This is a genomic window from Streptomyces sp. NPDC014727, from assembly GCF_043083485.1.
GTDB lineage: Bacteria > Actinomycetota > Actinomycetes > Streptomycetales > Streptomycetaceae > Streptomyces.
Genome location: NZ_JBIBYR010000001.1, coordinates 516,200 through 540,698, shown reverse-complemented (window position 1 = coordinate 540,698; position 24,499 = coordinate 516,200). Strand labels below are relative to the sequence as shown.

Annotated in this window: 19 protein-coding genes and 1 pseudogene; 11 read left to right on the top strand and 9 right to left on the bottom strand. The window is 71.7% G+C overall.

Translation table 11 applies throughout. The features are described 5' to 3' along the window. Positions 1–256: 256 nt before the first annotated feature. Genes ACF1B9_RS02465 through ACF1B9_RS02455 form a run of 3 tightly spaced genes read right to left on the bottom strand, consistent with a single transcriptional unit; the run spans position 257 to position 2,885 of the window. On the bottom strand, positions 257–1,414 hold the full coding sequence (locus ACF1B9_RS02465; protein WP_391739949.1) for an acetyl-CoA C-acetyltransferase: 1,158 nt from the start codon (positions 1,412–1,414) through the stop codon (positions 257–259). A 22-nt stretch (positions 1,415–1,436) separates the two neighbouring features. Further along, positions 1,437–2,048 carry a TetR/AcrR family transcriptional regulator gene (locus ACF1B9_RS02460; RefSeq protein WP_391739950.1) on the bottom strand — a complete coding sequence of 204 codons (612 nt, stop codon included), beginning with the start codon at positions 2,046–2,048 and terminating at the stop codon, positions 1,437–1,439. A 54-nt stretch (positions 2,049–2,102) separates the two neighbouring features. Next, on the bottom strand, positions 2,103–2,885 hold the full coding sequence (locus tag ACF1B9_RS02455; RefSeq protein ID WP_376221966.1) for an SDR family oxidoreductase: 783 nt from the start codon (positions 2,883–2,885) through the stop codon (positions 2,103–2,105). Between the two features lie 94 nt (positions 2,886–2,979). Here ACF1B9_RS02455 and ACF1B9_RS02450 point away from each other — a divergent pair, with 94 nt between their 5' ends. The 3 genes from ACF1B9_RS02450 to ACF1B9_RS02440 are packed head-to-tail and all read left to right on the top strand — an operon-like array spanning position 2,980 to position 6,034. Next, positions 2,980–3,852 (top strand): enoyl-CoA hydratase, encoded by an 873-nt coding sequence (locus tag ACF1B9_RS02450; protein ID WP_391739951.1) that lies wholly within the window; start codon positions 2,980–2,982, stop codon positions 3,850–3,852. Then, a complete protein-coding gene (locus ACF1B9_RS02445) occupies positions 3,852–4,997 on the top strand; it encodes an acyl-CoA dehydrogenase family protein (RefSeq protein ID WP_391739952.1) in 1,146 nt (381 codons plus the stop codon). The genes ACF1B9_RS02450 and ACF1B9_RS02445 overlap by 1 nt, the downstream gene beginning before the upstream one ends. Then, entirely contained in the window at positions 4,997–6,034 is a 1,038-nt protein-coding gene (locus ACF1B9_RS02440) for an acyl-CoA dehydrogenase family protein (RefSeq protein ID WP_391739953.1), read from the top strand. Before ACF1B9_RS02445 ends, ACF1B9_RS02440 begins: the two co-directional genes overlap by 1 nt. Here the strand turns inward: ACF1B9_RS02440 and ACF1B9_RS02435 are convergent. From ACF1B9_RS02435 to ACF1B9_RS02425, 3 genes are all read right to left on the bottom strand, one after another. After that, positions 6,014–6,520, bottom strand: coding sequence for a pyridoxamine 5'-phosphate oxidase family protein (locus ACF1B9_RS02435; RefSeq protein WP_391739954.1), 507 nt, complete (start codon positions 6,518–6,520; stop codon positions 6,014–6,016). The two genes, ACF1B9_RS02440 and ACF1B9_RS02435, sit on opposite strands and share 21 nt — an antisense overlap. A gap of 76 nt (positions 6,521–6,596) precedes the next feature. Continuing rightward, positions 6,597–7,160 (bottom strand): HutD family protein, encoded by a 564-nt coding sequence (locus ACF1B9_RS02430; protein WP_391739955.1) that lies wholly within the window; start codon positions 7,158–7,160, stop codon positions 6,597–6,599. Beyond that, entirely contained in the window at positions 7,157–7,900 is a 744-nt protein-coding gene (locus ACF1B9_RS02425; RefSeq protein ID WP_391739956.1) for a vWA domain-containing protein, read from the bottom strand. Before ACF1B9_RS02425 ends, ACF1B9_RS02430 begins: the two co-directional genes overlap by 4 nt. 137 nt (positions 7,901–8,037) lie before the next feature. Here ACF1B9_RS02425 and ACF1B9_RS02420 point away from each other — a divergent pair, with 137 nt between their 5' ends. Then, positions 8,038–8,961: a rhomboid family intramembrane serine protease gene (locus ACF1B9_RS02420; RefSeq protein ID WP_391739957.1), complete on the top strand. Its 924-nt coding sequence runs from the start codon at positions 8,038–8,040 to the stop codon at positions 8,959–8,961. Positions 8,962–9,078: 117 nt separating this feature from the next. On the opposite strand, the gene ACF1B9_RS02415 is transcribed toward ACF1B9_RS02420, so the two are convergent. The 3 genes from ACF1B9_RS02415 to ACF1B9_RS02405 all read right to left on the bottom strand — a co-directional run bounded on the left by ACF1B9_RS02415 (position 9,079) and on the right by ACF1B9_RS02405 (position 16,306). Next, the gene (locus tag ACF1B9_RS02415) at positions 9,079–10,539 is read right to left on the bottom strand and encodes a glutamate synthase subunit beta (RefSeq protein WP_391739958.1); all 1,461 of its coding nucleotides are present in this window, start codon (positions 10,537–10,539) and stop codon (positions 9,079–9,081) included. Further along, complete coding sequence (gene gltB, locus ACF1B9_RS02410) at positions 10,532–15,127, bottom strand: glutamate synthase large subunit (RefSeq protein ID WP_391739959.1); 4,596 nt, start codon at positions 15,125–15,127, stop codon at positions 10,532–10,534. The genes ACF1B9_RS02415 and gltB overlap by 8 nt, the downstream gene beginning before the upstream one ends. A 444-nt stretch (positions 15,128–15,571) precedes the next feature. After that, positions 15,572–16,306 carry a VIT1/CCC1 transporter family protein gene (locus tag ACF1B9_RS02405; RefSeq protein ID WP_351086422.1) on the bottom strand — a complete coding sequence of 245 codons (735 nt, stop codon included), beginning with the start codon at positions 16,304–16,306 and terminating at the stop codon, positions 15,572–15,574. Positions 16,307–16,568: 262 nt separating this feature from the next. Here ACF1B9_RS02405 and ACF1B9_RS02400 point away from each other — a divergent pair. From ACF1B9_RS02400 to ACF1B9_RS02370, 7 genes and pseudogenes are all read left to right on the top strand, one after another. Continuing rightward, positions 16,569–17,459, top strand: a pseudogene (locus ACF1B9_RS02400) (ADP-ribosylglycohydrolase family protein); the annotation flags it as partial. Between the two features lie 474 nt (positions 17,460–17,933). Then, positions 17,934–19,103 carry an ADP-ribosylglycohydrolase family protein gene (locus tag ACF1B9_RS02395; protein WP_391740101.1) on the top strand — a complete coding sequence of 390 codons (1,170 nt, stop codon included), beginning with the start codon at positions 17,934–17,936 and terminating at the stop codon, positions 19,101–19,103. Next, complete coding sequence (locus tag ACF1B9_RS02390) at positions 19,054–20,232, top strand: ADP-ribosylglycohydrolase family protein (RefSeq protein WP_391740102.1); 1,179 nt, start codon at positions 19,054–19,056, stop codon at positions 20,230–20,232. Before ACF1B9_RS02395 ends, ACF1B9_RS02390 begins: the two co-directional genes overlap by 50 nt. Continuing rightward, positions 20,229–21,602: an ADP-ribosylglycohydrolase family protein gene (locus tag ACF1B9_RS02385; RefSeq protein WP_391739960.1), complete on the top strand. Its 1,374-nt coding sequence runs from the start codon at positions 20,229–20,231 to the stop codon at positions 21,600–21,602. Before ACF1B9_RS02390 ends, ACF1B9_RS02385 begins: the two co-directional genes overlap by 4 nt. After that, positions 21,599–22,483, top strand: a complete 885-nt coding sequence (gene rbsK, locus ACF1B9_RS02380) for a ribokinase (RefSeq protein WP_391739961.1) — start codon at positions 21,599–21,601, stop codon at positions 22,481–22,483. The genes ACF1B9_RS02385 and rbsK overlap by 4 nt, the downstream gene beginning before the upstream one ends. Beyond that, positions 22,480–23,679, top strand: coding sequence for a CaiB/BaiF CoA transferase family protein (locus tag ACF1B9_RS02375; protein ID WP_391739962.1), 1,200 nt, complete (start codon positions 22,480–22,482; stop codon positions 23,677–23,679). Before rbsK ends, ACF1B9_RS02375 begins: the two co-directional genes overlap by 4 nt. Before the next feature lie 5 nt (positions 23,680–23,684). After that, a complete protein-coding gene (locus tag ACF1B9_RS02370) occupies positions 23,685–24,488 on the top strand; it encodes an HpcH/HpaI aldolase/citrate lyase family protein (RefSeq protein WP_391740103.1) in 804 nt (267 codons plus the stop codon). The last annotated feature ends 11 nt before the right edge of the window (positions 24,489–24,499 follow it).

Here is a 24,499-nt window from a genome sequence, read left to right as displayed (position 1 = left end):
AAAACAATAATGCGCCTGAGGAAGCATTCCCGTCAGGCGCACATAAAGTTCATGGGTACCAAAACTGCAACACGGCAACCGTAGCACGTCCTGCTGGCCCTCGGTGGGAACACGCCGCGCGCCGGTCGGCGGATTCCCGGCCGGGCCCTTGGGGTAACTGGCCCGGGGCGCCCTCAAAACGCCGTCGAAGTCGTTCTGCGAGCCGTGTCGTGGCCGCTCGTCGCCCGTACCGGGCGCGTCGCGGCCGAGCAGGAGTTCAGAGCCGTTCGATGATCGTCACGTTCGCCTGACCGCCGCCCTCGCACATGGTCTGCAGGCCGTAGCGGCCTCCGGTGCGCTCAAGTTCGTGCAGCAATGTCGTCATCAATTTCGTACCGGTTGCGCCGAGCGGGTGACCCAGGGCGATGGCGCCGCCGTTGACATTGACCTTGTCCGGGTCGGCTCCGGTTTCTTTCAACCAGGCCAGGACGACCGGCGCGAATGCCTCGTTGATTTCGACCAGATCGATGTCGTCGATGGTCATTCCGGTCTTTTTGAGCGCGTACGCGGTGGCCGGGATCGGCGCCGACAGCATGCGGATCGGGTCCTCGGCGCGCACCGAGAGGTGATGGATCCGGGCGCGCGGGGTGAGGCCGTGCTCGGCCACGGCGCGCTCGGAGGCGATGAGCATGGCGGCGGCCCCGTCGGAGACCTGCGAGGAACAGGCGGCGGTGATCGTGCCGCCCTCCAGGACCGGCTTCAGCCCCGCCATCTTCTCCAGGGTGGTGTCGCGGCGCGGCCCCTCGTCGGTGGTGACGTCACCGTAGGCGACGGTCTCGCGCGCGAAGCGGCCCTCGTCGATGGCGCGGATGGCGCGCCGATGGGAGCGCAGGGCGAACTCCTCCATGTCCCGACGGCTGATGCCCCATTTCTCGGCGATCAGCTGGGCGCCGTGGAACTGGTTGACCGGCGCGTCGCCGTACCGGGCGCGCCAGCCCTCGCTGCCGGCGTACGGTCCGTCCGTCAGACCGAGGGGTTCGGCGGCCTGACGGGAGGCGAAGGCGATCGGGATCTGCGTCATGTTCTGGGTCCCGCCGGCGACGACCAGGTCCTGGGTGCCGGAGAGGACGCCCTGGGCGGCGAAGTGCACGGCCTGCTGGGAGGAGCCGCACTGGCGGTCGACGGTGACGCCGGGGACCTCCTCGGGCAGTCCGGCCGCCAGCCAGCAGGTGCGGGCGATGTCACCGGCCTGCGGTCCGACGGTGTCGAGGCAGCCGAAGACCACGTCCTCGACGGCCGCCGGGTCGATCCCCGTCCGTTCTACGAGGGTCTTGATGACGTGGGCGCCGAGGTCGGCGGGGTGGACCGCGCCGAGTCCCCCTCTGCGCCGGCCGACCGGGGTGCGTACCGCTTCGACTATGTATGCCTCGGCCATGACTGCTGCTCCTTGAGTGGGTTCAGGTGTCCAGGGCGATGCCGTCCAGGACCATCGAGAGGTACTGGCGGGCGATCTCCTCGGGGCTGTGCTGTCCGCCGGGCCGGTACCAGGACGCCGCGACCCAGACGGTGTCGCGGACGAAGCGGTAGGTGAGGCGGATGTCGAGGTCGGCGCGGAAGGTCTTGTCGGTGACGCCGCGTTCCAGCGTGCCGAGCCAGGCCTCCTCGAACTTCTGCTGGGAGTCGACGAGGTACTGGAAGCGCGGCTGGGTGGCCAGGTGCTTGGACTCCTTCTGGTAGATGGCGACGGCGGCGCGGTGCCGGTCGATCTCCCGGAAGGACTCGGTGACGAGGGCCTCGATGGTCTCCCGGGGTCCGAGTCCGGCGGCGAGCACCGCGTCGTACCCCTCCCAGAGTTCGGTGAGGAAGGTCGAGAGGATCTCGTCGACCATCGACTCCTTGGAATCGAAGTGGTAGTAGAGACTGCCCGCGAGCATCCCTGCCGCGTCCGCGATCCTGCGGACGGTGGTGGCGTTGTATCCCTGCGCGGCGAACACTTCGGCGGCGGTGTCGAGCAGTTCGCGGCGGCGCTCGGGCGAGGGGGTCACCTGGGGCTTCTTCTTGGTAGGCACCCGACCATTCTCCGCCCGCCGGACGGCCCCGCGGACGCCGCGGGAGGCGTCCGTTCAGGCATGCCGGCTGCTGACGGAGACGACTTCGCCCGTCATGTACGAGGAGTAGCCGCTGGCGAGGAAGACGATGACGTTGGCGATCTCCCACGGCTCGGCGTAGCGGCCGAAGGCCTCCTTCGCGGTCAGTTCGTCGAGGAGTTCCGCGGAGGTGACCTTCACCAGGTGCGGGTGCATGGCGAGGCTGGGGGCGACGGCGTTGACGCGCACCCCGTACTCGGCGGCCTCGACGGCGGCGCACCGGGTGAGGGCCATGACGCCCGCCTTGGCGGCGGCGTAATGGGCCTGGCCGCTCTGGGCGCGCCAGCCGACGACGGAGGCGTTGTTGACGACGATGCCGCCGCGGCCGGCCGCCTTGAGCGAGCGCAGGGCCGCCCGGGTGCAGCGGAAGGTGCCGTTCAGGGTGACGTCGAGGACCTTGGTCCACTGCTCGTCGGTCATCTCGGTCAGCTCGGCGGTGCCACCCAGGCCCGCGTTGTTGACGACGATGTCGAGGCCGCCGTGGGTTTCTTCGGCGAGCGCGAAGAGCGCCTGGACCTGGGTCTCGTCGGTGACGTCACAGGGCAGCGCGGCGACGCGGTCGGCGCCGAACTCCTCGGCGAACGCCTGCTCGGTCTCCTTCAGCCGCCGGGCGTGCGCGTCGCCGATGACGACGCGGGCGCCCTCCTCGAGGAACTTGCGGGCGGTGGCGCCGCCGATCCCGGCGCCCGCGGCCGCGGTGACGACGGCGCCTCGGCCGGCCAGCAGCCCGTGCCCCGGTACGTACTGCGGTGCGCTCATCCCTGTGCCTCCTCGGTCCCGGCCCATGGATCCTCGACGGTGGTCGTGCCGGTACGTTAATCTACCAAACACTTGTTAGGGAAGGATGGAGCCGATGCCCACTGCCCACGACACATCCGCCGACCGGTCCCAGGAAGATCCTGTGCTGTACGAGCGCCGGGGTCCGGTCGCGTACCTCACGCTGAACCGCCCGCGCTACCGCAACGCGCAGAACTCGGCGATGACCTACGCCCTGGACTCCGCGTTCTACCGGGCCGCCGAGGACTCCGAGGTCAAGGTGGTCGTGCTGGCCGGCGCCGGGGAGCACTTCTCGGCGGGCCACGACATCGGCACGCCCGGCCGCGACGCGCATCTGCCCTTCGAACGCAGGGCCGGTCTGTGGTGGGACCACTCCGACAAGACCGGAGCGGAGAGCCGTTTCGCCCGTGAGTCGGAGGTCTATCTCGGTATGTGCAGGCGCTGGCGCGAGCTGCCGAAGCCGGTCGTCGCCTCGGTGCAGGGGGCGTGTGTGGCCGGCGGGCTGATGCTCGCCTGGATCTGCGACCTGATCGTGGCGAGCGAGGACGCCTTCTTCGCCGATCCGGTGGTCCGGATGGGCATCCCCGGTGTCGAGTACTTCGCACACCCCTGGGTGATGCCGCCCCGGATAGCGAAGGAGTTCCTGTACACCGGCGATCGGATGAGCGCCCGCAGGGCGTACGAGGTCGGCATGGTGAACAAGGTGGTGGAGCGCGGCGAACTCGCCGACCGCACCCATGAACTGGCGCTGCGGATGGCGCAGATGCCACGGCTGGGACTGGCCCTGACCAAGCGCGCGGTCAACCAGGCCGAGGACCTTCAGGGGCTGCACGCCGGCCTGGACTCGGTCTTCGGACTGCACCACCTCGCCCACGCGCACAACGCGGAGACGGCGGCGGACCCGCTGGGCGGCATGGACATCGCCTCGATGAAGAAGGCGGACACGTGATGGACCTGTCGTACACGGCCGAGGAGGAGGAGTTCCGGGCCGAGGCGCGTCAGTGGCTGCGGGCCAACGTCCCCGTGGAGCCGCTGCCGTCCCTGGAGACCGCCGAGGGCTTCGCCGCGCACCGGGAGTGGGAGGCACGGCTCCACGCGGACCGCTGGTCGGTCGTCTCCTGGCCGCCCGAGTACGGCGGGCGGGGTGCCGACATCTTCCGGTGGCTGATCTTCGAGGAGGAGTACTACGCGGCGGGCGGCCCGGGCCGGGTCTCGCAGAACGGCATCAACCTCCTCGCTCCGACGCTCTTCGACCATGCCACGGACGAGCAGCGGGCCCGGGTCCTGCCGTCGATGGCGAGCGGGGAGGTGATCTGGGCCCAGGCCTGGTCCGAGCCCGAGTCGGGCTCGGACCTGGCGTCGCTGCGCTCACGGGCGGTGCGCACGGAGGGCGGCTGGCTCCTCTCGGGGCAGAAGACCTGGTCCTCGCGGGCCGCGTTCGCGGACCGGGCGTTCGGCATCTTCCGTACGGATCCACAGGCCGCGAAGCCGCATCACGGGCTGACCTATCTGATGTTCGACCTGTCGGCGCCGGGGGTGTCCGTCCGGCCGATCGGGCGGCTCGACGGCAAGCCCGCCTTCGCCGAGCTGTTCCTGGACGAGGTGTTCGTACCGGACGGGGACGTCATCGGGGAACCCGGGCAGGGCTGGCGCATCGCCATGTCGACAACGGGCAACGAGCGCGGGCTGACGCTCCGCTCCCCCGGCCGCTTCCTGGCCTCGGCCGACCGGCTGGCCGAGTTGTGGCGCAGCCACGGCGACCCGTCGGACACGGCGCTGCGGAACCGGGTGGCGGACGCGGTGATCGGGGCACGCGCGTATCAGCTCTTCACCGGCGCGAACGCGTCACGCTTCGCGGCCGGTGCGACCATCGGCGCGGAGTCCAGCCTGAACAAGGTGTTCTGGTCCGAGTACGACGTCGCGCTGCACGAGACCGCGCTCGACCTGCTGGGCGCGGACGGCGAACTCGCCGACGGGGAGTGGGCCGAGGGGTACGTCTTCTCCCTCGCCGGCCCCCTCTACGCCGGTACGAACGAGATCCAGCGCGACATCATCGCCGAGCGGCTGCTCGGCCTGCCGAAGGGACGGCGCTGATGCGTTTCCTCCTCGACGACGAGCAGCGGGAGTTCGCCCGTTCGCTGGACACGATGCTGACCGCCTCGGACACCCCCGCGGCGGTACGTGCCTGGGCCACCGGGGAGCACGGGCCGGGCCGGGCCCTGTGGGAGCGGCTGGCGCAGGCGGGGGTGTTCGCCCTGGCGGTTCCGGAGGCGCACGAGGGGGTCGGGCCGTTGCCGGTCGAACTCGCCGTCGCCTTCACCGAGTTGGGACGGCATGCGGTACCGGGGCCGGTCGTGGAGACCGTCGCGGCCGGGGTGCTGCTGGAAGGAGTGGGCGGCGCGGTGGCCAAGGAGTGGCTGCCGCGGCTGGCGTCCGGTGCCGCATCGGCGACGCTACGGATGGACGGCTACGGGCCGTACGCGCTGGACGCGGATGCCGTGGACGCCGTGTTCACGGTGACCGGCGACGAACTGCGGCTCGCGCCCGGGTCCGGGGCGCTCGGCGTGTCGTTCGACCCGGCCCGTCGGCTGTGGCGTCCCGAGCCGGGTGGGGAGTTGCTGGCATCCGGCCCCCGGGTGGCGAAGGCGGCGGCGAGGGCCGCCCGATGGGCGGCGTTCGCGACGGCCGCCCAGGCGCTCGGCACCGGCGAGGCGCTGTTGCGGGCCACCGTCGGATACGTGAAGCAGCGCACCCAGTTCGGCACGGCCATCGGATCCTTCCAGGCGGTCAAGCACCGGCTCGCCGACACACTGATCGGGCTGGAGTTCGCCCGTCCGCTGCTGTACGGGGCGGCGCTCGCGCTCGCCGAGGGGGCGCCGAACGCCGGTGCGGAGGTGGCGGCGGCCAAGGTGACGGCGGGCGAGGCGGGATACGCGGCGGCGCGGACGGCGCTGCAGTTGCACGGCGCGGTGGGGTACACCCAGGAGCTGGATCTGTCGCTGTGGCTGCGCAAGGCACGACCGCTGCGGGACGCGTGGGGGACGCCGGGGGCCTGCCGGGCGCGGGTGCTCGCCGACGAGCCGGCCGCACCCGCCGCCCGGCGCCCCGGGTCAGGTGGTTTCGCTCAGTGAGGCGTCGTCGTTGCCCCTGCGGAAGGCGCGCAGCGGGTGACCGGGGCGCCACACCTGGATGAGCAGGGTGTCGCCGCCTTCGAGCCCGGTGCGTACCACCTCGGTCGGCTCGACCCGGAAGAGGTGGAAGGGTTCCGGCGGCTTCACCTCCTCGATGAAGCGGGCCAGCACGGCGGGGTCGGTCACCTCCACGGCGCGGCCGGAGATCCGGACGTCGCCGTCGGTCATCTCGGCGTCCGGGCCGGGGTTGGCCTGCACCGCGAACCGTGGATCGCGGAGCAGGTCCAGCGCCTTGCGCGAGTTCGGCATCATGCCGAGGAACGGCTCGCCCAGCCGGAAATCCACTTCGAGGCCGGTCACGCGCGGCGATCCGTCCTTGCGCAGGGTCGCCAGGACGTGGTGCTTGTACTGCCCGAAACGGGCCCGGACGGTGTCGGCGAAGGCCGGTTCCGCCGCTTGGAACGCTTGCCAGGAACTCGATGTCATGCGGCCATGAAACCGTGGAAACCCGACATCCTCTGTCCTGATTTCCCGGCCCGCACCGGCGCATCCCCCCGTCGGCTCATCCGCTCGACAGGGTGACCACCACCGCCCACCCCTGCGTCCGCAGCACGCCCGGCGATTCGCCCTGCACCAACAACGCGTCGTAGCGGTCGAGTTCGATGTCCTGGCCGTCGACCACCGCACCGTCCTCCAGCGCGACGGCCAGAACCGCCCCGCCCTCGGGCACCGACAGCCGGACGGTGCCGCGTACCACCGCGACCTCCGCGCTCGTACGCTCCCTGCGGTACATCACATTGAAGTTCACCACCGGGCCGCCGAGCAGCCGACCCTCCGTCTCCAGGTCACCGGGGAAGTCGTGCGGCCAGTACGGCTCGTCGACGATGTGGTGCTCGCCGCCCACCATGAGGTCCATCCCCGCGCCCTCGACCACGGTCAGCGTGCGGTCGACGCCGGGGAAGGCGGAGAACGGTCCGTCCCTGGACACGTCGGCGAGACTGACCCGCCAGTCGAAGGCGTCCAGCGGCGCGCCCTCGGGGGACGCCGCGATCTCCCGGGTGACTCCCCCGCCGTTCTTCCAGGGCGTGGCCGTACGGTCGGCCGCCCGCAGTACCCGGACCGTCATCCGACGATCCCCTGGGCACGGGCCGCGGCCAGCCACTGCGGGAATTCGGCGACCAGCCGGTCGTACAGCTCGGCGTCCGGGACCCGGCGCGGGTCGGAGCCGGCGTGGAAGAAGCCGGCGTTGTCGACGGGGCGCTTGGCGGGCACGGCCAGATCGTCGAGCTTGCGCAGGAAGTCGAACTGCGTACTCCGCTTGTTGCCGAAGCCGATGAACTGCCAGAACAGCGGCAGCTCGGCCGCCTTGCAGAGGTAACGCTCCGCCGCGTGCTTGCTGATCGGGCCGCCGTCGGTCTGGAAGACGACGAGCGCGGGGGCGGTCGAGCCGCTGTCGAGGTAGTGGTCGATGACGGCGTCCATGGCCAGGTGGTAGCTGGTCCTTCCCATGTGTCCGAGACCCGCCACGATCGCGTCGATCCGGCCGTGGTGGTTGTCCAGGGCCACGTCGGTGACGGCGTCGATGTCCGTGGAGAAGACGACGACGGGTACGCGGCCGTCGTCGTCCAGATGGGCCGAGAGGCCCAGCACCCGGTCCGCCAGGGCCTGGACGCTGCCGTCCTTGTAGTACTCCCTCATGGAGCCGGAGTGGTCGAGCACCAGGTAGACCGCGGCCCGCTCGCCGCTCATGCCGTTCTTCGTCAGCGACACCGACGCGCTCTTGTAGAGGTCGACCAGCGCGGGAGCGGTCTCCTCGATCTTGCGGAGGCTGATGGCCGGACCTGTTGCGGCGGACGAGCCGGCCATGCGGATGCTCCGTTCCTCGACGTCTCGGGACCCCGAGCGTAAGGCACCCGGATATGCCCGGGACCCAGGTGTTCGCTATCTTGATCGCCGCCGTCCCCACCGGCCGCTCGTGTCCGCCCACCGTGAAGGAGCCTGTCGTGGAGGCCGCGGTCACCACCTGTTATCGCCATCCGTCGTACGAGACGTATGTGAGCTGCACCCGCTGCGAACGCTTCATCTGCCCCGACTGCATGCGGGAGGCTGCCGTCGGCCACCACTGCGTGGAGTGCGTGAAGGAGGGGCGGCGTTCGGTCCGGCAGGCACGCACGGTGTTCGGCGGCACGGTGCCGGGGACCGCGGTACCGCTCGTCACATACGTGTTGATGGGTCTCAACATCCTGGCGTATCTGGGCGAGCTGGTCCGGCCCGGCATCGTCGACCGGTTCGCGATGCTCGGCGCGGGACTGAACGGCCCGGACGGAGGCCGGTACGTCTACGAGGCCGGGGACTTCCCCGTCTTCGACGTGACGGGTGTGGTGGACGGCGAGTGGTACCGGCTGCTGACGGGGGCCTTCCTGCATCTTCCGCCGGACGGATCGTCCTTCGGCTCGCTGCCGTTCGGGGTGCTGCACATCCTCTTCAACATGTACGCGCTGTGGAATCTGGGCCGCGTCGTCGAGGAGCAACTGGGCCGGGCCCGATACCTCACGCTGTATCTGTTGTCCGCGCTGGGCGGTTCGGTCCTGGTGTATCTGATCGCCCCGTTCGACGTCACCGTGGGCGCCTCGGGTGCGATCTTCGGTCTCGGTGCGGCGTTCTACGTCATCAACCGGCGCCTGGGCCGCGACATGCAGGCGGTGAACCGGTTCATGGCCGGCTTCCTGATCTGGATGCTGATCTCGGCCGGATTCACGTCGTGGCAGGGCCACTTGGGCGGACTCCTGACGGGTGGCATCGTCACGCTCGCGTACGCGTACGCCCCGGCGAAGCGACGGACGACGATTCAGGTGGCCGCGGGTGTGGTGCTCCTCGCCGTGCTGGTGCTGCTGGTGGTGCTGAAGACGTCCGCGCTGACGGGCTGAGCGTCCGCCCGTCCCGGCACGCACCACGGCGCCTGCCGAGATCGTCCGGTCGGGGACGGGCAGGCGCCGCGTTCAGTTCCGTACGCCTTTGTACGGGACGTCTTTGTGTGCCGTGATTCAGACCGTCAGGGCACGGTCCGTCGGGCGGATCGGGGCCGGCAGGGTGCTGGCTCCGGTCAGGAAGCGGTCCACGCCGCGTGCCGCGGAGCGGCCCTCGGCGATGGCCCACACGATGAGGGACTGGCCGCGGCCGGCGTCACCGGCGACGAACACGCCGCCGACATTGGTGGCGTAGTCCGCGTCGCGCGCGACATTGCCGCGCTCGTCGAGCTCCAGGCCGAACTGCTGGACCAGGCCGTTGGACTGGTCGGTGCCGGTGAAGCCCATGGCCAGGGTGACCAGCTGGGCGGGGATCTGCCGCTCGGTGCCGGGCTTCTGTTCCAGCCTGCCGTCCTTGAACTCCACCTCGACCAGGTGCAGCGCCTGGACGTTGCCGTCCTCGTCGCCCTCGAAGTGGGTGGTGGAGACGGAGTACACGCGCTCGCCGCCCTCCTCGTGCGCGGAGGTGACCTTGTAGAGCATCGGGAAGGTCGGCCAGGGCTGGTTGGCGTTACGGTCCTCGCCCGGCCGGGGCATGATCTCCAGCTGGGTGACGGAGAGCGCGCCCTGGCGGTGGGCGGTGCCGACGCAGTCGGCGCCGGTGTCGCCGCCGCCGATGACGACGACGTGCTTGCCCTCGGCGGTGATCGGGGAGACCGTCAGGTCGCCCTCCTGCACCTTGTTGGCGAGCGGCAGGTACTCCATGGCGAAGTGCACGCCGTTCAGCTCACGGCCCGGGACGGGCAGGTCGCGGGAGACGGTGGCACCGGCGGCGATGACGACCGCGTCGTACCGGCGGCGGAGCTTGGCGGCGTCGATGTCCCTGCCGATCTCCGTCTCCGTGCGGAACTTGGTGCCTTCCGCGCGCATCTGCTCGATACGGCGGTTGATGTGCGACTTCTCCATCTTGAACTCGGGGATGCCGTACCGGAGAAGGCCTCCGATGCGGTCCGCGCGCTCGTAGACGGCGACCGTGTGGCCGGCCCGGGTGAGCTGCTGGGCGGCGGCGAGGCCCGCCGGGCCCGAGCCGATGACGGCGACGGTCTTGCCGGAGAGCCGCTCGGGCGGCTGCGGGGTGACGTCGCCGCTGTCCCACGCCTTGTCGATGATGGAGACTTCGACGTTCTTGATGGTGACGGCCGGCTGGTTGATGCCGAGCACACACGCCGACTCGCACGGGGCCGGACAGAGCCGCCCGGTGAACTCCGGGAAGTTGTTCGTGGCGTGCAGGCGCTCGGACGCGGCCGTCCAGTCCTCGCGGTAGGCGTAGTCGTTCCACTCGGGGATGAGGTTTCCGAGCGGACAGCCGTTGTGGCAGAACGGGATGCCGCAGTCCATGCAGCGGCCGGCCTGCTTGCTGATGATCGGGAGCAGCGAGCCCGGAACGTAGACCTCGTTCCAGTCCTTGACCCGCGCGCCCACGGGGCGGGTCTCGGCGACCGCGCGCCCGGTGGTCAAAAAGCCCTTGGGGTCAGCCATTGGTCGCCGCCTCCATCATCTTCTCGGTGGTCTCCTGTTCGGAGAGACCGGCGAGCTCAGCGGCGTCCTTGGCGGCGAGCACTGCCTTGTACGTGGACGGGATGATCTTGCTGAAGCGGGAGGCGCCGCCGTCGGCGCTGTCCCACTCGGCGAGCAGCTTCTCCGCGACCGTGGACCCGGTCTCCTCCTGGTGGCGGCGCACCACGTCGTGCAGCCACTGCTCGTCGGTGTCGGAGAGGGCCTCGATCGCGCCGAGGTTGCCGGAGTTGACGTTGTCGCGGTCCAGGTCGATGACGTACGCGACGCCGCCCGACATGCCCGCGGCGAAGTTGCGTCCGGTCTCCCCGAGCACGACGGCGTGGCCGCCGGTCATGTACTCGCAGCCGTGGTCGCCCACGCCTTCCGAGACGACCGTCGCGCCGGAGTTGCGGACGCAGAAGCGCTCACCGGTCCGGCCGCGCAGGAACAGCTCGCCGCCGGTGGCGCCGTAGGCGATCGTGTTGCCCGCGATGGTGGAGTACTCGGCGAGGTGGTCGGCGCCGCGGTCCGGGCGGACGACGACGCGGCCACCGGAGAGGCCCTTGCCGACGTAGTCGTTGGCGTCGCCCTCCAGGCGCAGGGTCACTCCGCTCGGCACGAACGCGCCGAAGGACTGGCCGGCGGAGCCCGTGAACGTGAGGTCGATGGTGTTCTGCGGCAGACCGGCGCCGCCGAACTTCTTCGTCACCTCGTGGCCGAGCATGGTGCCGACGGTCCGGTTGATGTTCCGGATCGCGATCTGGGCCCGGACCGGCTGGGCGGCCTCGGCGTTCTCCGCGTTCAGGGCGTCGGCGGCGAGCCTGATCAGCTCGTTGTCGAGTGCCTTGGCGAGACCGTGGTCCTGCTCGATCCGCTGGTGACGGACCGCGCCCTCGGGCAGCTCCGGGACGTGGAACAGGGGCTCCAGGTCCAGGCCCTGCGCCTTCCAGTGGGTGATCGCACGGTCGGTGTCGATCAGCTCGGCGTGGCCGACGGCCTCTTCGATGGTGCGGAAGCCCAGCTCGGCGAGGAGCTCACGGACCTCCTGGGCGATGAACTCGAAGAAGTTGACGACGTGCTCGGCCTTGCCGGAGAACCGCTCGCGCAGGACCGGGTTCTGGGTGGCGATGCCGACCGGGCAGGTGTCCAGGTGACAGACGCGCATCATGACGCAGCCGGAGACGACGAGCGGCGCGGTCGCGAAACCGAACTCCTCGGCGCCCAGCAGCGCGGCGATCACGACGTCGCGGCCGGTCTTGAGCTGGCCGTCGGTCTGCACGACGATGCGGTCGCGCAGGCCGTTGAGCAGCAAAGTCTGCTGGGTCTCGGCGAGGCCCAGCTCCCAGGGACCGCCCGCGTGCTTCAGCGAGGTGAGCGGGGAGGCCCCCGTTCCGCCGTCGTGACCGGAGATCAGGACGACATCCGCGTGCGCCTTGGAGACACCCGCGGCGACCGTGCCGACGCCGACCTCGGAGACCAGCTTCACGTGGATGCGGGCCGCCGGGTTCGCGTTCTTGAGGTCGTGGATCAGCTGGGCAAGGTCCTCGATGGAGTAGATGTCGTGGTGCGGCGGCGGCGAGATCAGGCCGACGCCCGGGGTGGAGTGCCGGGTCCTGGCGACCCAGGGGTAGACCTTGTGGCCGGGCAGCTGGCCGCCCTCGCCGGGCTTGGCGCCCTGCGCCATCTTGATCTGGATGTCGTCGGCGTTGACCAGGTACTCGCTGGTCACACCGAAGCGGCCGGAAGCGACCTGCTTGATGGACGAGCGGCGTGCCGGGTCGTGGAGCCGGTCCGCGTCCTCGCCGCCCTCACCGGTGTTGGACTTGCCACCCAGCTGGTTCATGGCGATGGCGAGGGTCTCGTGCGCCTCGCGGGAGATCGAGCCGTACGACATGGCGCCGGTGGAGAAGCGCTTGACGATGTCGGAGACGGACTCGACCTCGTCGATGGAGATCGGCTCGCGGTCGCTCCTGCCGTTCTCATGTGTCTTCAGGGCGAACAGGCCGCGGAGCGTCATCAGACGCTCGGACTGCTCGTTCACCCGGTCCGTGTACTTCTTGAAGATGTCGTAGCGCTTGGTGCGCGTGGCGTGCTGGAGGCGGAAGACCGTCTCCGGGTCGAACAGGTGCGGCTCGCCCTCGCGGCGCCACTGGTACTCGCCGCCGATCTCCAGCGCGCGGTGCGAGGCGGAGATGCCGGAGGCCGGGTACGCCTTGGCGTGGCGGGCGGCGACCTCCCGGGCGACGACGTCGAGACCGGCGCCGCCGATCTTGCTGGCGGTGCCGTTGAAGTACTTCGCGACGAAGTCCTCGTTCAGGCCGACGGCCTCGAAGACCTGGGCGCCGCGGTAGGAGGCGACCGTCGAGATGCCCATCTTGGACATGACCTTCAGGACGCCCTTGCCGAGCGCGTGGATCAGGTTCCGGATGGCCTTCTCGGGCTCGATGCCCTCGATGAACGTACCGGCGCGGACCAGGTCCTCGACGGACTCCATCGCCAGGTACGGGTTGACCGCGGCGGCACCGTAACCGATGAGCAGCGCGACGTGGTGGACCTCGCGGACGTCCCCGGCCTCGACGAGCAGACCGACCTGGGTGCGCTGCTTGGTGCGGATGAGGTGGTGGTGGACGGCGGAGGTGAGCAGCAGCGAGGGGATCGGCGCGTGCTCGGCGTCGGAGTGCCGGTCGGACAGGACGATCAGGCGGGCGCCGTCCTCTATGGCGGCGTCGACCTCGGCGCAGATCTGCTCGATCCGCGCGGCGAGGGCCTCGCCACCGCCGCCGACCCGGTAGAGACCGGAGAGCGTGGCGGCCTTCATCCCCGGCATGTCGCCGTCGGCGTTGATGTGTATCAGCTTGGCCAGCTCGTCGTTGTCGATCACCGGGAACGGCAGCGTGACGCTGCGGCAGGACGCGGCGATCGGCTCCAGCAGGTTGCCCTGCGGGCCGAGCGTGGAGCGCAGCGAGGTGACGAGCTCCTCGCGGATGGCGTCCAGCGGGGGGTTGGTGACCTGGGCGAACAGCTGGGTGAAGTAGTCGAAGAGCAGCCTGGGGCGCTCGGACAGGGCGGCGATCGGCGAGTCCGTACCCATGGAGCCGAGCGGTTCGCCGGCGGTGCGGGCCATCGGCGCGAGGATGACGCGCAGCTCTTCCTCGGTGTAGCCGAAGGTCTGCTGGCGGCGAGTGACGGAGGCGTGCGTGTGCACGATGTGCTCCCGCTCGGGGAGGTCCTCCAGCTCGATCTCGCCGGCCTCCAGCCAGTCCTGGTACGGCTGCTCGGCGGCGAGGGCCGCCTTGATCTCGTCGTCCTCGATGATGCGGCCCTCGGCCGTGTCCACGAGGAACATCCTGCCGGGCTGGAGGCGTCCCTTGCGGACCACCTTCGCGGGGTCGATGTCCAGGACGCCGACCTCGGAGGAGAGCACGACGAGGCCGTCGTCGGTGACCCAGTAGCGGCCGGGGCGCAGCCCGTTGCGGTCCAGCACCGCACCGACCTGGGTACCGTCCGTGAAGGTGACGCAGGCCGGGCCGTCCCAGGGCTCCATCATCGTGGAGTGGTACTGGTAGAAGGCGCGGCGGGCCGGATCCATGGCCTTCTGGGATTCGGGGCTCTCCCACGCCTCGGGGACCATCATCAGCACCGAGTGCGGCAGCGACCGGCCGCCGAGGTGGAGCAGCTCCAGGACCTCGTCGAAGGAGGCGGAGTCGGAGGCGTCCGGGGTGCAGACGGGGAAGATCCGGTCCAGCTGCGCAGCCCCGAAGAGGCTGGTGGCGAGCTGGGACTCGCGGGCCTTCATCCAGTTGCGGTTGCCCTTGACCGTGTTGATCTCGCCGTTGTGCGCGACGAAGCGGTACGGGTGGGCGAGCGGCCAGCTCGGGAAGGTGTTCGTGGAGAACCGCGAGTGCACCAGCGCCACGGCGGTGGCGAAGCGGCGGTCGGAGAGGTCCGGGAAGAACGGTTCCAGCTGCCCCGTGGTGAGCATGCCCTTGTAGACGATCGTGCGGGCGGAGAGCGAGGGGAAGTACACCCCGGCCTCCCGCTCGGCGCGCTTGCGCAGCACGAAGGCCTTGCGGTCGAGCGCGATGCCGGTGCTCTCGCCGTCCGTGACGAAGAGCTGACGGAATTCCGGCATGGTGGCGCGGGCGCCCTTGCCGAGGATGTCCGGGGTGACCGGGACCTGACGCCACCCGAGGACCCTGAGGCCCTCCTCGGCGGAGATCTTCTCCAGCTTCCGGACGGCCTCGGTGGAGTCGTCCGCGGGCAGGAAGGCGATTCCGACGCCGTAGGCACCGGCCTCGGGGAGGTCGAAGGCGACCTCGTCGCGGAGGAAGGTGTCCGGCACCTGGAGGAGGATTCCGGCTCCGTCGCCGGAGTCGGGCTCGGATCCGGTGGCACCGCGGTGTTCGAGGTTGCGCAGTACGGTCAGCGCCTGCTCGACCAGCTCATGGCTGGCCACACCGGTCAGGGTGGCCACGAACCCGACACCACAGGCGTCGTGCTCGTTACGGGGGTCGTACAGCCCCTGCTGGGCGGGGCGACCGTCCATGGGCGACCAGGCGTCGGTACGCATGGGCTCTCCCGTCGTCGTCGTGGCATGTGCAGTGCCGAGGGACGACGTTGGCCCTCTGCGAAATTTCGTGCAGGTTCACATGATGGGGCGCTTCTCAAGAAGCGGATAGTCCGTTCCAACATCCGGACACCGCCTGAGGCGGTGGGGGTGGGTCGCAGTCGGAGGATCGGCGCCCGGGGGGACCGCAGAGAGCAGGCGTCGTTGCCCGCGGTGTCTACGGCTCATGCCCGGCGGCAAAGGAAATGAAACCGCCGGGTAACGGCTGCTTATGTGCAGCGCTGCATAGAGACTCATTTTACGTCGGGCGGAACCGGTCCGCCCAGAGGCGGACCCCAAGACGTACGTCACACCGATGGCGGACACGTCACGGAACGAAGCCCGCCCGGCACGCGAGGACGACGCCTCCGGCCGGACGGGCTCCATGTCATGCCCGCGTCTATGCGGTCAGCCTCCGACGGCCACACCGAACAGCGTGCCCAGACCGTAGGTGATCGCCGCGGCGGCCCCGCCGAGCGCAAGCTGCCGCAGCCCGCTGTACAGCCAGCTGCGCGCCGTCACCCTGGCCACCACCGCACCGCAGGCGAACAGTCCGACCAGGGCCAGCAGCACGGCCGGCCACAACGCGCTCGCGCCGAGCAGGTACGGCAGCACGGGCAACAGGGCCCCCAGCGCGAACGCGCCGAACGACGACACCGCGGCGACGAGCGGCGAGGGCAGATCGCCCGGATCGATGCCGAGCTCCTCGCGGGCGTGGATCTCCAGGGCCTGCTCCGGATCGCGCGACAGCTGGCGCGCGACCTCGCGGGCGAGACGGGGCTCGACGCCGCGGGACTCGTAGAGCGCGGCGAGCTCCCGCTCCTCGTCCTTGGGATGCTTGCGCAACTCGCGCCGCTCGACGTCGAGTTCGGCCTCGACGAGCTCACGTTGCGAGGCGACGGAGGTGTATTCGCCGGCCGCCATGGAGAAGGCGCCGGCGGCCAGGCCCGCCAGACCGGTGATCACGATCGTCTGCTGGGAGACGGCGCCACCCGCGACGCCGGTCATCAGCGCGAGGTTGGAGACGAGCCCGTCCATGGCACCGAACACCGCCGGGCGCAGCCAGCCGCCGTTGACATCACGGTGGGTGTGGTTGTCGCGGTGCGCCTCGTGCAGTACGGCGTCGGTCTCGATGATGGACACAGCTCTCCCCTTCTCCGGCAGCGGGTTTCACGCGCTCCGCCCCCGCTCAGCACCATCGAAAGTACGCACGAAAATGAGCCTCCGCCAGCAAGGCAGGCCGTACTTACCTGCCCTCTGACCAGGTAAGTACGGCCTGCCTTGCCACTTCCGGGCCATCATCCGACTGGCCCTTTTGTCGCGATTTCGGCCTCTGCCGAGGCTCCGCGTGGCACATATCGAGGAGGCACGAGAACGGGCCCGGTGCGAGCGAAGGGTCGACGCGATGGAGTCGTTTGCAGGAAATCCGGCGGAACCTCGGACGCATGGCGCCCGGGCGGCGGTACGGGGCGGCGCGCCCCGTGAGGACCTGGGCGACCGGGCCCGGGGCGCATTGCTCGGTCTCGCGGTCGGTGATGCGCTGGGCGCACCGGCGGAGAACCTGCGACCGTCCGAGATCCGCCGTCGCTGGGGCCGGATCGAGGGCTTCGTGAGCGACGACCCCGCGGGCACGGACGACACGGAGTACGCGATCTTCTCCGGGCTGCTCCTCGCGCGGCACGGTTCGGCGCTGACGGTCACCCATGTGGAGCGGGCGTGGCACCTGTGGATCGCCGACCTGGACGAAGGGCCCTTCCGCGGTGCCGGGTTCAGCGAGCGGGGCACGCTGGAGAATCTGCGCCGGGGCCTGGCCGCCCCGATCTCCGCCCAGCACCGGCACGCCTGGAGCGACGGCCTGGCGATGCGGGCGGCGCCGTTCGGTGTCTTCGCGGCGGGCCGGCCGGACGAGGCGGCGCGCCTGGTCGCGGTCGACGGGCGGGTCAGCCATGACGGGGAGGGCATCTACGGCGGCCAGGCGGTGGCGGCCGGGGTGGCCGCCGCGATGGCGGGCGCCGGGGTCGCGTCGGTGATCGCCGCCGCGCTGTCCGTCGTCCCCATGGACTCCTGGACGGCGCGTTCGCTGCGGCGCGCCGTGGCCGCCGCGCAGCGCACGTACCCCGACCGGCTCACCGGGGAGCGCGCGGTGCGCTCCGCGGTGGTCGTCGGCGGCTATCCGTGGACGGACCTGGCCCCCGAGGCGGTCGGCCTGGCCTTCGGAGCGTTCGCGGCGGCGCGCGGTGACTTCCGCACGGCGGTGCTGACCGCGGTCAACATGGGCCGCGACGCGGACACGACGGCCGCGGTGGCGGGGGCCCTGGCCGGCGCCCTGCACGGGGCGTCGGCGATTCCGCGGCACTGGGGGGAGGCGATCGGCCCGGTCCGGGGCAGCTGCCTGCCGTCGATGCGGGGCCATCACGTCCTGGACATCGCGGAGTTGCTCACCCCGGACGACACGGACGAGGCGTACGGGGACGGGCGGGGTGAAGCCCGTACGCCTGAGGGCGGACGGGCGCACGCCGCCGGGCACACCGCGTCCGCCATCGGCCAGGAGGGTCCGGCACGGGACCACCCGCGTGCGGACGCGGGCGGCACACCTCACGCGTCCGCGGCCGGACCGGCGCACAACGCCCCCGTCGCACCCGCCACCGCGGACGATGCGGACCCGGACGCCCCGCACGACATCCACCGCGACGCCCCCCGCACCCCTGCTTCCGCGCCCACCCGGTTCCGCACCCACCCCTCCCCCGGCCATCGGGCCCGGGTCGAGGGGCTGTTGCTCGGGCTCGCCGCCGGGGACGCCGCCGGGTGGCCCGCCGCGCGGCACCGGGCCGCCCGGATGCCCGAATGGACCCGGCGCCTCACCCGGGAGCTCGACACCTTCGCCGAGCAGAACGCCACGACCACGCTGCCCGTCCCCATCGCCCTCAACCAGCCGCCCGAACCCCTGCGGCTCGGGCCGTCCGACGACGCCGAATGGGCGGCGTTCGCCGCCGGGACCGTGCTCGCCTCGACAGCCGGTCCGCTGCACGGCCTGTCCCCCGAACACCGGATGCGGGCCGCCGTCGACGTCGCCTGGAACGCGCTGGCGGCCGAGGTCGCCGCGGCTGCCGCCCGCGCCCCCGAGGTCGAGTCGGCGGTGCTCCCGCTGCGCGCCCGGATCTCGGTACGGGCCGGACTCGGCAATCTCGCCGCCGGGTTGCGCCCGCCCGCCACCGGTCACGACAACCCGCACTACTTCGACGACGCGGCCTGCGTGCGGGCCGCGGTGCTCGCCGTCGTCCACCCCGCCGACCCGGCGGCCGCCGCCGACCTCGCCGAGTTCGACGCCCGCTACACCCAGGACGGCGACGGGGTGCACGGCGCCCGCGCGATGGCAGCGGCGATCGCCGAGGCACTGGGCGGCGCGGATGTGGACACGGCGGTGAACGCCGCGCTCGCGCAGCTCCCCGACGGCACGGAGATCGCCCGCAACGCCGCCCATGCCGTCCGGATCGCCCGTGACTTCGTCGGCGAGGCGGCGGGCGCGTTCGCCCTGGTACCGGTGCTGGAGCATCAGATCGTCGACCACGTCTACAGCTACGGGATCGCCGCCGCCGAGACCGTCCCGGTCGCGCTCGCCCTGGCCACCGCGGCCCGCGGCCGGATCGCCCAGGCCGTGCCCGCGGCGGCGTGCCTGTCGCGGGTGGCCGACTCCGCGCCCGCGCTGGCCGGCGCGCTGACCGGCGCGCTCTGCGGCATCGACGCCGTCCCGGACGGCTGGCGCGACGCCTGCCGCACCTTGGCGGGGTGTGCGCTACCGCGTCTCGCGGGGACCGATCTGATCGAACTCGCCGGGCTGCTGGCAGCCACGGAACCGAAGCCCATGGGTGGACAATTCGGGCATGACATCCATGACGCCCGTTCGGTCCGGGGCGAGAACCACGGTACTCACACTCGATGAACGGATCACGGGAGCGCTCGTCGGCGCCGCGGTCGGCGACGCGCTCGGCGGTCCGGTCGAGGGCCGGCCCCCCGAGCAGATCGTGGCCCGCCACGGCGGGCGGATCAGCGGCATCGTCGGCCCGTGGGACGGCGACGACTGGCGTACGGCCCGCCCCATCGCCCCGTATCACAAGGGCGACGGACACGTCACCGACGACACCTTGATGACCCATGCGCTGGTACGGGTGTACGACGCCGTGCGCGACCACCTCGACGCGTACGCGGTCGCCGACCACCTCGTGCCGGAGCTGATCTCCACCCCCCGCTGGATTCCGGAGCTGGAGGCCGATGTACTGCCGCTCCAGCGGATCTTCCTCGCCGAGAAGTGGATCGTCGCGCGGCTGCACTACGGCCATGTCGATCCGCGCGAGGCGGGTTCCGGAAACATCGTCAACTGCGGTGCGGCGATGTACATGGCACCGGTCGGCCTGGTCAACGCCGCCCACCCGGAGGCCGCGTACGCCGAGGCGCTGGATGTCGCCGGCGCCCATCAGTCCTCCTACGGCAGGGAAGCGGCCGGAGTCTTCGCCGCGGCCGTCGCGGCCGCGTGCGCCCCGGACGCGACGCCCGCCGGCGTCGTCGAGACCTGTCTGTCGCTCGCCAAGGACGGCACCCGGTCCGCCATCGAGGCGGTGTGCGAAGTGGCCGTCCGTCACCGCGACTTCGAGACCGCGCTCGCTCCGCTGCGCGCCGCCGTCGCGCCCTTCGACACCGTGGGCCCCGACTACCGCGCCCCCTCCCTCGGCGCCCGTCGGCCGTCCCGGCTGCACGCCGTCGAGGAACTCCCCATCGCGCTCGGCATGCTGCTCGTCGCGGACGGCGACTACCGGCACGCGGTCCTCGGCTCGGTGAACTACGGCCGGGACTGCGACTCGATCGCCACCATGAGCGGTGCCGTCGCGGGCGCGCTCCACGGCGAACCGGCGATCCCCGCCGACTGGGTGAGAACGGTCGCCGAGGCCAGCCGGCTCGATCTGCACGCCCCCGCGCGGGCCCTGGCGGGTGTCGCCCGCGAGGTGTTCGTACGGGACACGGCCCGGCGCCGCGCCCACGAGTCGGCGTTCGCCGCGCTGGCGGGTACGCCATGATCCTCCGGGTGACGTGGGTGCAGCCCGAGGACCTGGTCGGGCACGAGCTGCGCCAGGCCGCCGAGGACGGGCGGGACGCAAGGGCCGTCGCCCGCCGGTGGTACGAGGCGGGCGGCGCCCCCGCGCCGGAACGGGCCGGCGCGTCGACCCCTCCGGCACCGGAGCTGCGCGCGCTCGCCGAGCGGCTGCTCGACGAACTCGCCCTGCTGGAATCGCCGTTGGAGGCGGACGAACCGACAGACCTGGCCGCGATCCGGGCCGCCTGTCCGGACTGGCCGGCCCCCCGCACGGACCCTGCGCCGGTGAGCCACGAGCGGCTGCACGCCGCCTGGCTGGGCCGGGCCGCCGGCTGTCTGCTCGGCAAACCCGTCGAGAAACTGCCGCTCGCCGGTATCCGCGCACTGGCCCGCGCCACCGGCAACTGGCCGCTGACCACGTGGTTCACCGCCAAGGGTCTGCCCGCCGAGCTGGCCGCCACCTACCCCTGGAACCGTCGCTCCGCGTCCACCTCCCTGGCCGAGAACATCGACGGCATGCCGGAGGACGACGACCTCGACCACCCTCTGCTCACCCTGCTGCTGCTCCAGCGGTACGGTCCGTCCTTCACCACCTGCGATCTCGCCCGGCTCTGGCTCGACGAACTCCCGGCCGGCCGCACGTTCACCGCCGAGCGGGTCGCGTACCGCAATCTGCTGGACGGGATCGAGCCCCCGCGCACCGCCCGGTACCGCAATCCGTTCCGGGAGTGGATCGGTGCGCAGATCCGTGCCGATGTGCACGGCTGGACGCATCCGGGCGACCCGTCGGCCGCGGCGGTGCAGGCCCACCGGGACGCGGTCCTCACCCACACCGCCAACGGGGTGTACGGGGCGATGTTCGCCGCCGCCGCACTCTCCGAAGCGGCCGGCGGCGCGCACGATGTGCACGGCTGTCTGGCCGCCGGGCTGCGCGTCGTGCCGCCGCGTTCGCGGTTCGCGCACGCGGTGCGTTTCGGCATCGCGGCGGCCCGCGGCGAGAGCGGCTTCGACGCGGTGGCCGACCGGCTGCACGCCGAGTACGGCGCGTACCACTGGGTCCATGTGCTGCCCAACGCCGCTCTGCTGGCCGCGGCCCTCACCCACGCCGACGGCGACTACTCCGACTCCATCTGCCGTGCGGTGTCGGGCGGCTGGGACACCGACTCCAACGGCGCGACCGCCGGTTCACTCGCCGGACTGCTGGCCGGGAGCCCCGGCGCGCTGCCCGAACGCTGGACCGCCCCGCTGAAGAACCGTCTCGCCACGTCGGTCGCCGGATTCGACTCCATCGGCTTCGACGCCCTCGCCGAACAGACCCACCGGCTCACCCTCAAGGAGGCACTCCGCCCATGACCGGCATCGCGGTGCTCGGCAGCACCAATATGGATCTCGTCGCGTACGTCGCACGGGCTCCGGAGCGAGGAGAGACCGTCACCGGACGGGAGTTCCGTACCGTTCCCGGCGGCAAGGGCGCCAACCAGGCCGTCGCCGCCGCCCGCGCGGGCGGCGACGTGACGATGATCGGCGCGGTCGGCGACGACGAGTACGGCGCCGCGCTGCGCTCCAACCTGGAGCACGCGGGCGTCGGCACCGATCTGCTGCACACCGCCGAGGGCCCCAGCGGCACCGCGCACATCGTCGTCGACGACCTGGGTTCCAACTCCATCGTGGTGATCCCCGGCGCCAACGGCACCGTCACCGCTCTCGGCCCCGGCGAGATGGCCGCCGTCGCCGGGGCCGATCTGCTGCTGCTCCAGCTGGAGCTGCCGCTGTCCGCCGTGCTGGAGGGTGCGCGCGTGGCCCACGCGCAGGGCGTACGGATCATCCTCACCCCGTCCCCCGTACAGCCCCTGCCCGCCGAACTCCTCGACTGTGTCGACCTGCTGATCCCCAACGAGCACGAGGCGGCCGCGCTCACCGGCGCCACGGACCCCCATGCGGCGGCGCAGCTGCTGCTCGGCCAGGTCCCCGCGGTCGTGGTCACACTCGGCTCGAAGGGCTGCCTGTACGCGGCCCGGGGCGGCGAGCCCGTCCTCTTCCCCGCCCCCGAGGTCACCGCGGTCGACTCCACCGGGGCCGGGGACACCTTCGTCGGGACGCTCGCCGTGGCGCTCGGCGAGCGACGGCCCGTACCCGAGTCGCTGGCCTGGGCGTCGTCCGCCGCCGCGCTGTGCGTACAGCGGCCGGGCGCCTCGACCTCCATGCCGTACCGCAGTGAGATCGACGCCGCATGAACACGACCGCGCAGGCGCCGCTGACCGGGCTGCGGGTCATCGACCTCGCCACGCTCTTCGCGGGCCCTCTCTCCGCCACCATGCTCGGTGACTTCGGCGCCGAGGTGATCAAGGTCGAGCATCCGCGCAAGCCCGATCCGTCGCGCGGGCACGGGCCCGCGAAGGACGGCGTCGGCCTGTGGTGGAAACTCCTCGGCCGCAACAAGCGCAATCTGACCCTCGACCTGTCCAGCCCCGGTGGGCGCGACATCCTGCTCCGGCTGGCCGCCGGGACCGATGTGATCATCGAGAACTTCCGGCCCGGCACCCTGGAGCGCTGGGGTCTCGGCTGGGCGGAGCTGCACGCCGTCAATCCGCGGCTGGTGCTGGCCAGGGTCACCGGCTTCGGCCAGTTCGGTCCGTACGCGCACCGTCCCGGCTTCGGCACCCTGGCCGAGGCGATGAGCGGGTTCGCCGCGATCACCGGGGAACCGGACGGACCGCCCACGCTGCCGCCGTTCGGGCTCGCCGACTCGATCGCGGCGCTGGCCACCGCGTACGCCGTGATGGCCGCGCTCGCCGGACGCGACAGGACCGGGGAGGGCCAGGTCGTCGACATGGCGATCATCGAGCCGATCCTGACCGTGCTCGGCCCGCAGCCGGTCTGGTACGACCAGCTCGGTTACGTACAGCCGCGCACCGGCAACCGCTCCCGGAACAATGCCCCGCGCAACACCTACCGCACCTCGGACGGGCACTGGGTCGCCGTCTCCACCTCCGCGCAGTCGATCGCCGAACGGGTCATGCGTCTGGTCGGCCGGTCCGAACTGATCGACGAGCCCTGGTTCGGCTCCGGCACCACGCGCGCCGAGCACTCCGACGAGCTCGACGAGGCGGTCGGCGACTGGGTCGCCCGGCACACCCGCGAGGAGGCCGTCTGCGCGTTCGAGAAGGCGGAGGCTGCCATCGCACCCGTCCACGGCATCCAGGACGTGATGGAGGACCCGCAGTACCGGGCCCTGGACTCCGTCACCGAGGTGGACGACCCGGAGCTGGGGCCGCTACGGATGCAGAACGTCCTGTTCCGCCTCTCGGCGACACCGGGCGCGATCCGCTGGGCGGGCCGGCCGCACGGTGCGGACACCGACGAGATCCTCACCGGTCTGGGTCTGTCGGGCCAGGAGATCGCGGCGCTGCGGGCGGAGCGCGTCCTGTGACGGCGATGGTCCCCCTCACCTTCCTGTACGTTCCCGGCGACCGGCCGGAGGTGGTGCGCAAGGCACGCGACGCGGGCGCGGACGTGGTGATCATCGATCTGGAGGACGCGGTCGCGCCGGACCGCAAGGAGTACGCGCGGTCGGCCACCGCCGAGCTCCTGTCCGAGCCCGCCGAGGACACGGCCGTGCCGGTCCACGTCCGGGTCCACACCGAGGCGGACATCCGCGCCCTGGCCGGACTGCCGGGTCTCGCCGAATTCCGGCTGCCGAAGATCACGCACGCGGCCACCGTCCACCACATCGCGGCCGTGGCGCCGGGGGTCGCGCTCTGTCCGCTGCTGGAATCGGCGCTCGGCATCGAGCACGCCTACACGGTCGCCGCCGCCCATCCCCGGGTGCGCTCCATCGCCCTGGGCGAGGCGGACCTCCGGGCCGATCTGGGGGTACGGGACGATGCCGGGCTCGACTGGTCGCGCAGCCGGGTCGTGGTCGCCGCCCGCGCGGCCGGACTCGTGCCACCCGCCCAGTCGGTGTTCCCGGACGTGCGGGACCTGGACGGCCTGTGGGCGTCCTGCGCGCGCGGCCGGGCGCTGGGCTTTCTGGGCCGGGCGGCGATCCATCCCCGCCAGCTCCCGGTCATCGAGCAGGCGTTCCGCCCGACGGCGCGGGAGGTCGAGGCGGCGGCCGAGATCGTGGAGGCGGCCGTGGCGGACGAGGGCGCGCTGGCCCTGCCGGACGGCCGGTTCGTCGACGCGGCGGTGGTGGCCTCGGCCCGCCGCACGCTGGCGCTGGCCGTGCGGCCGGGGTGACGGCCGGAGAT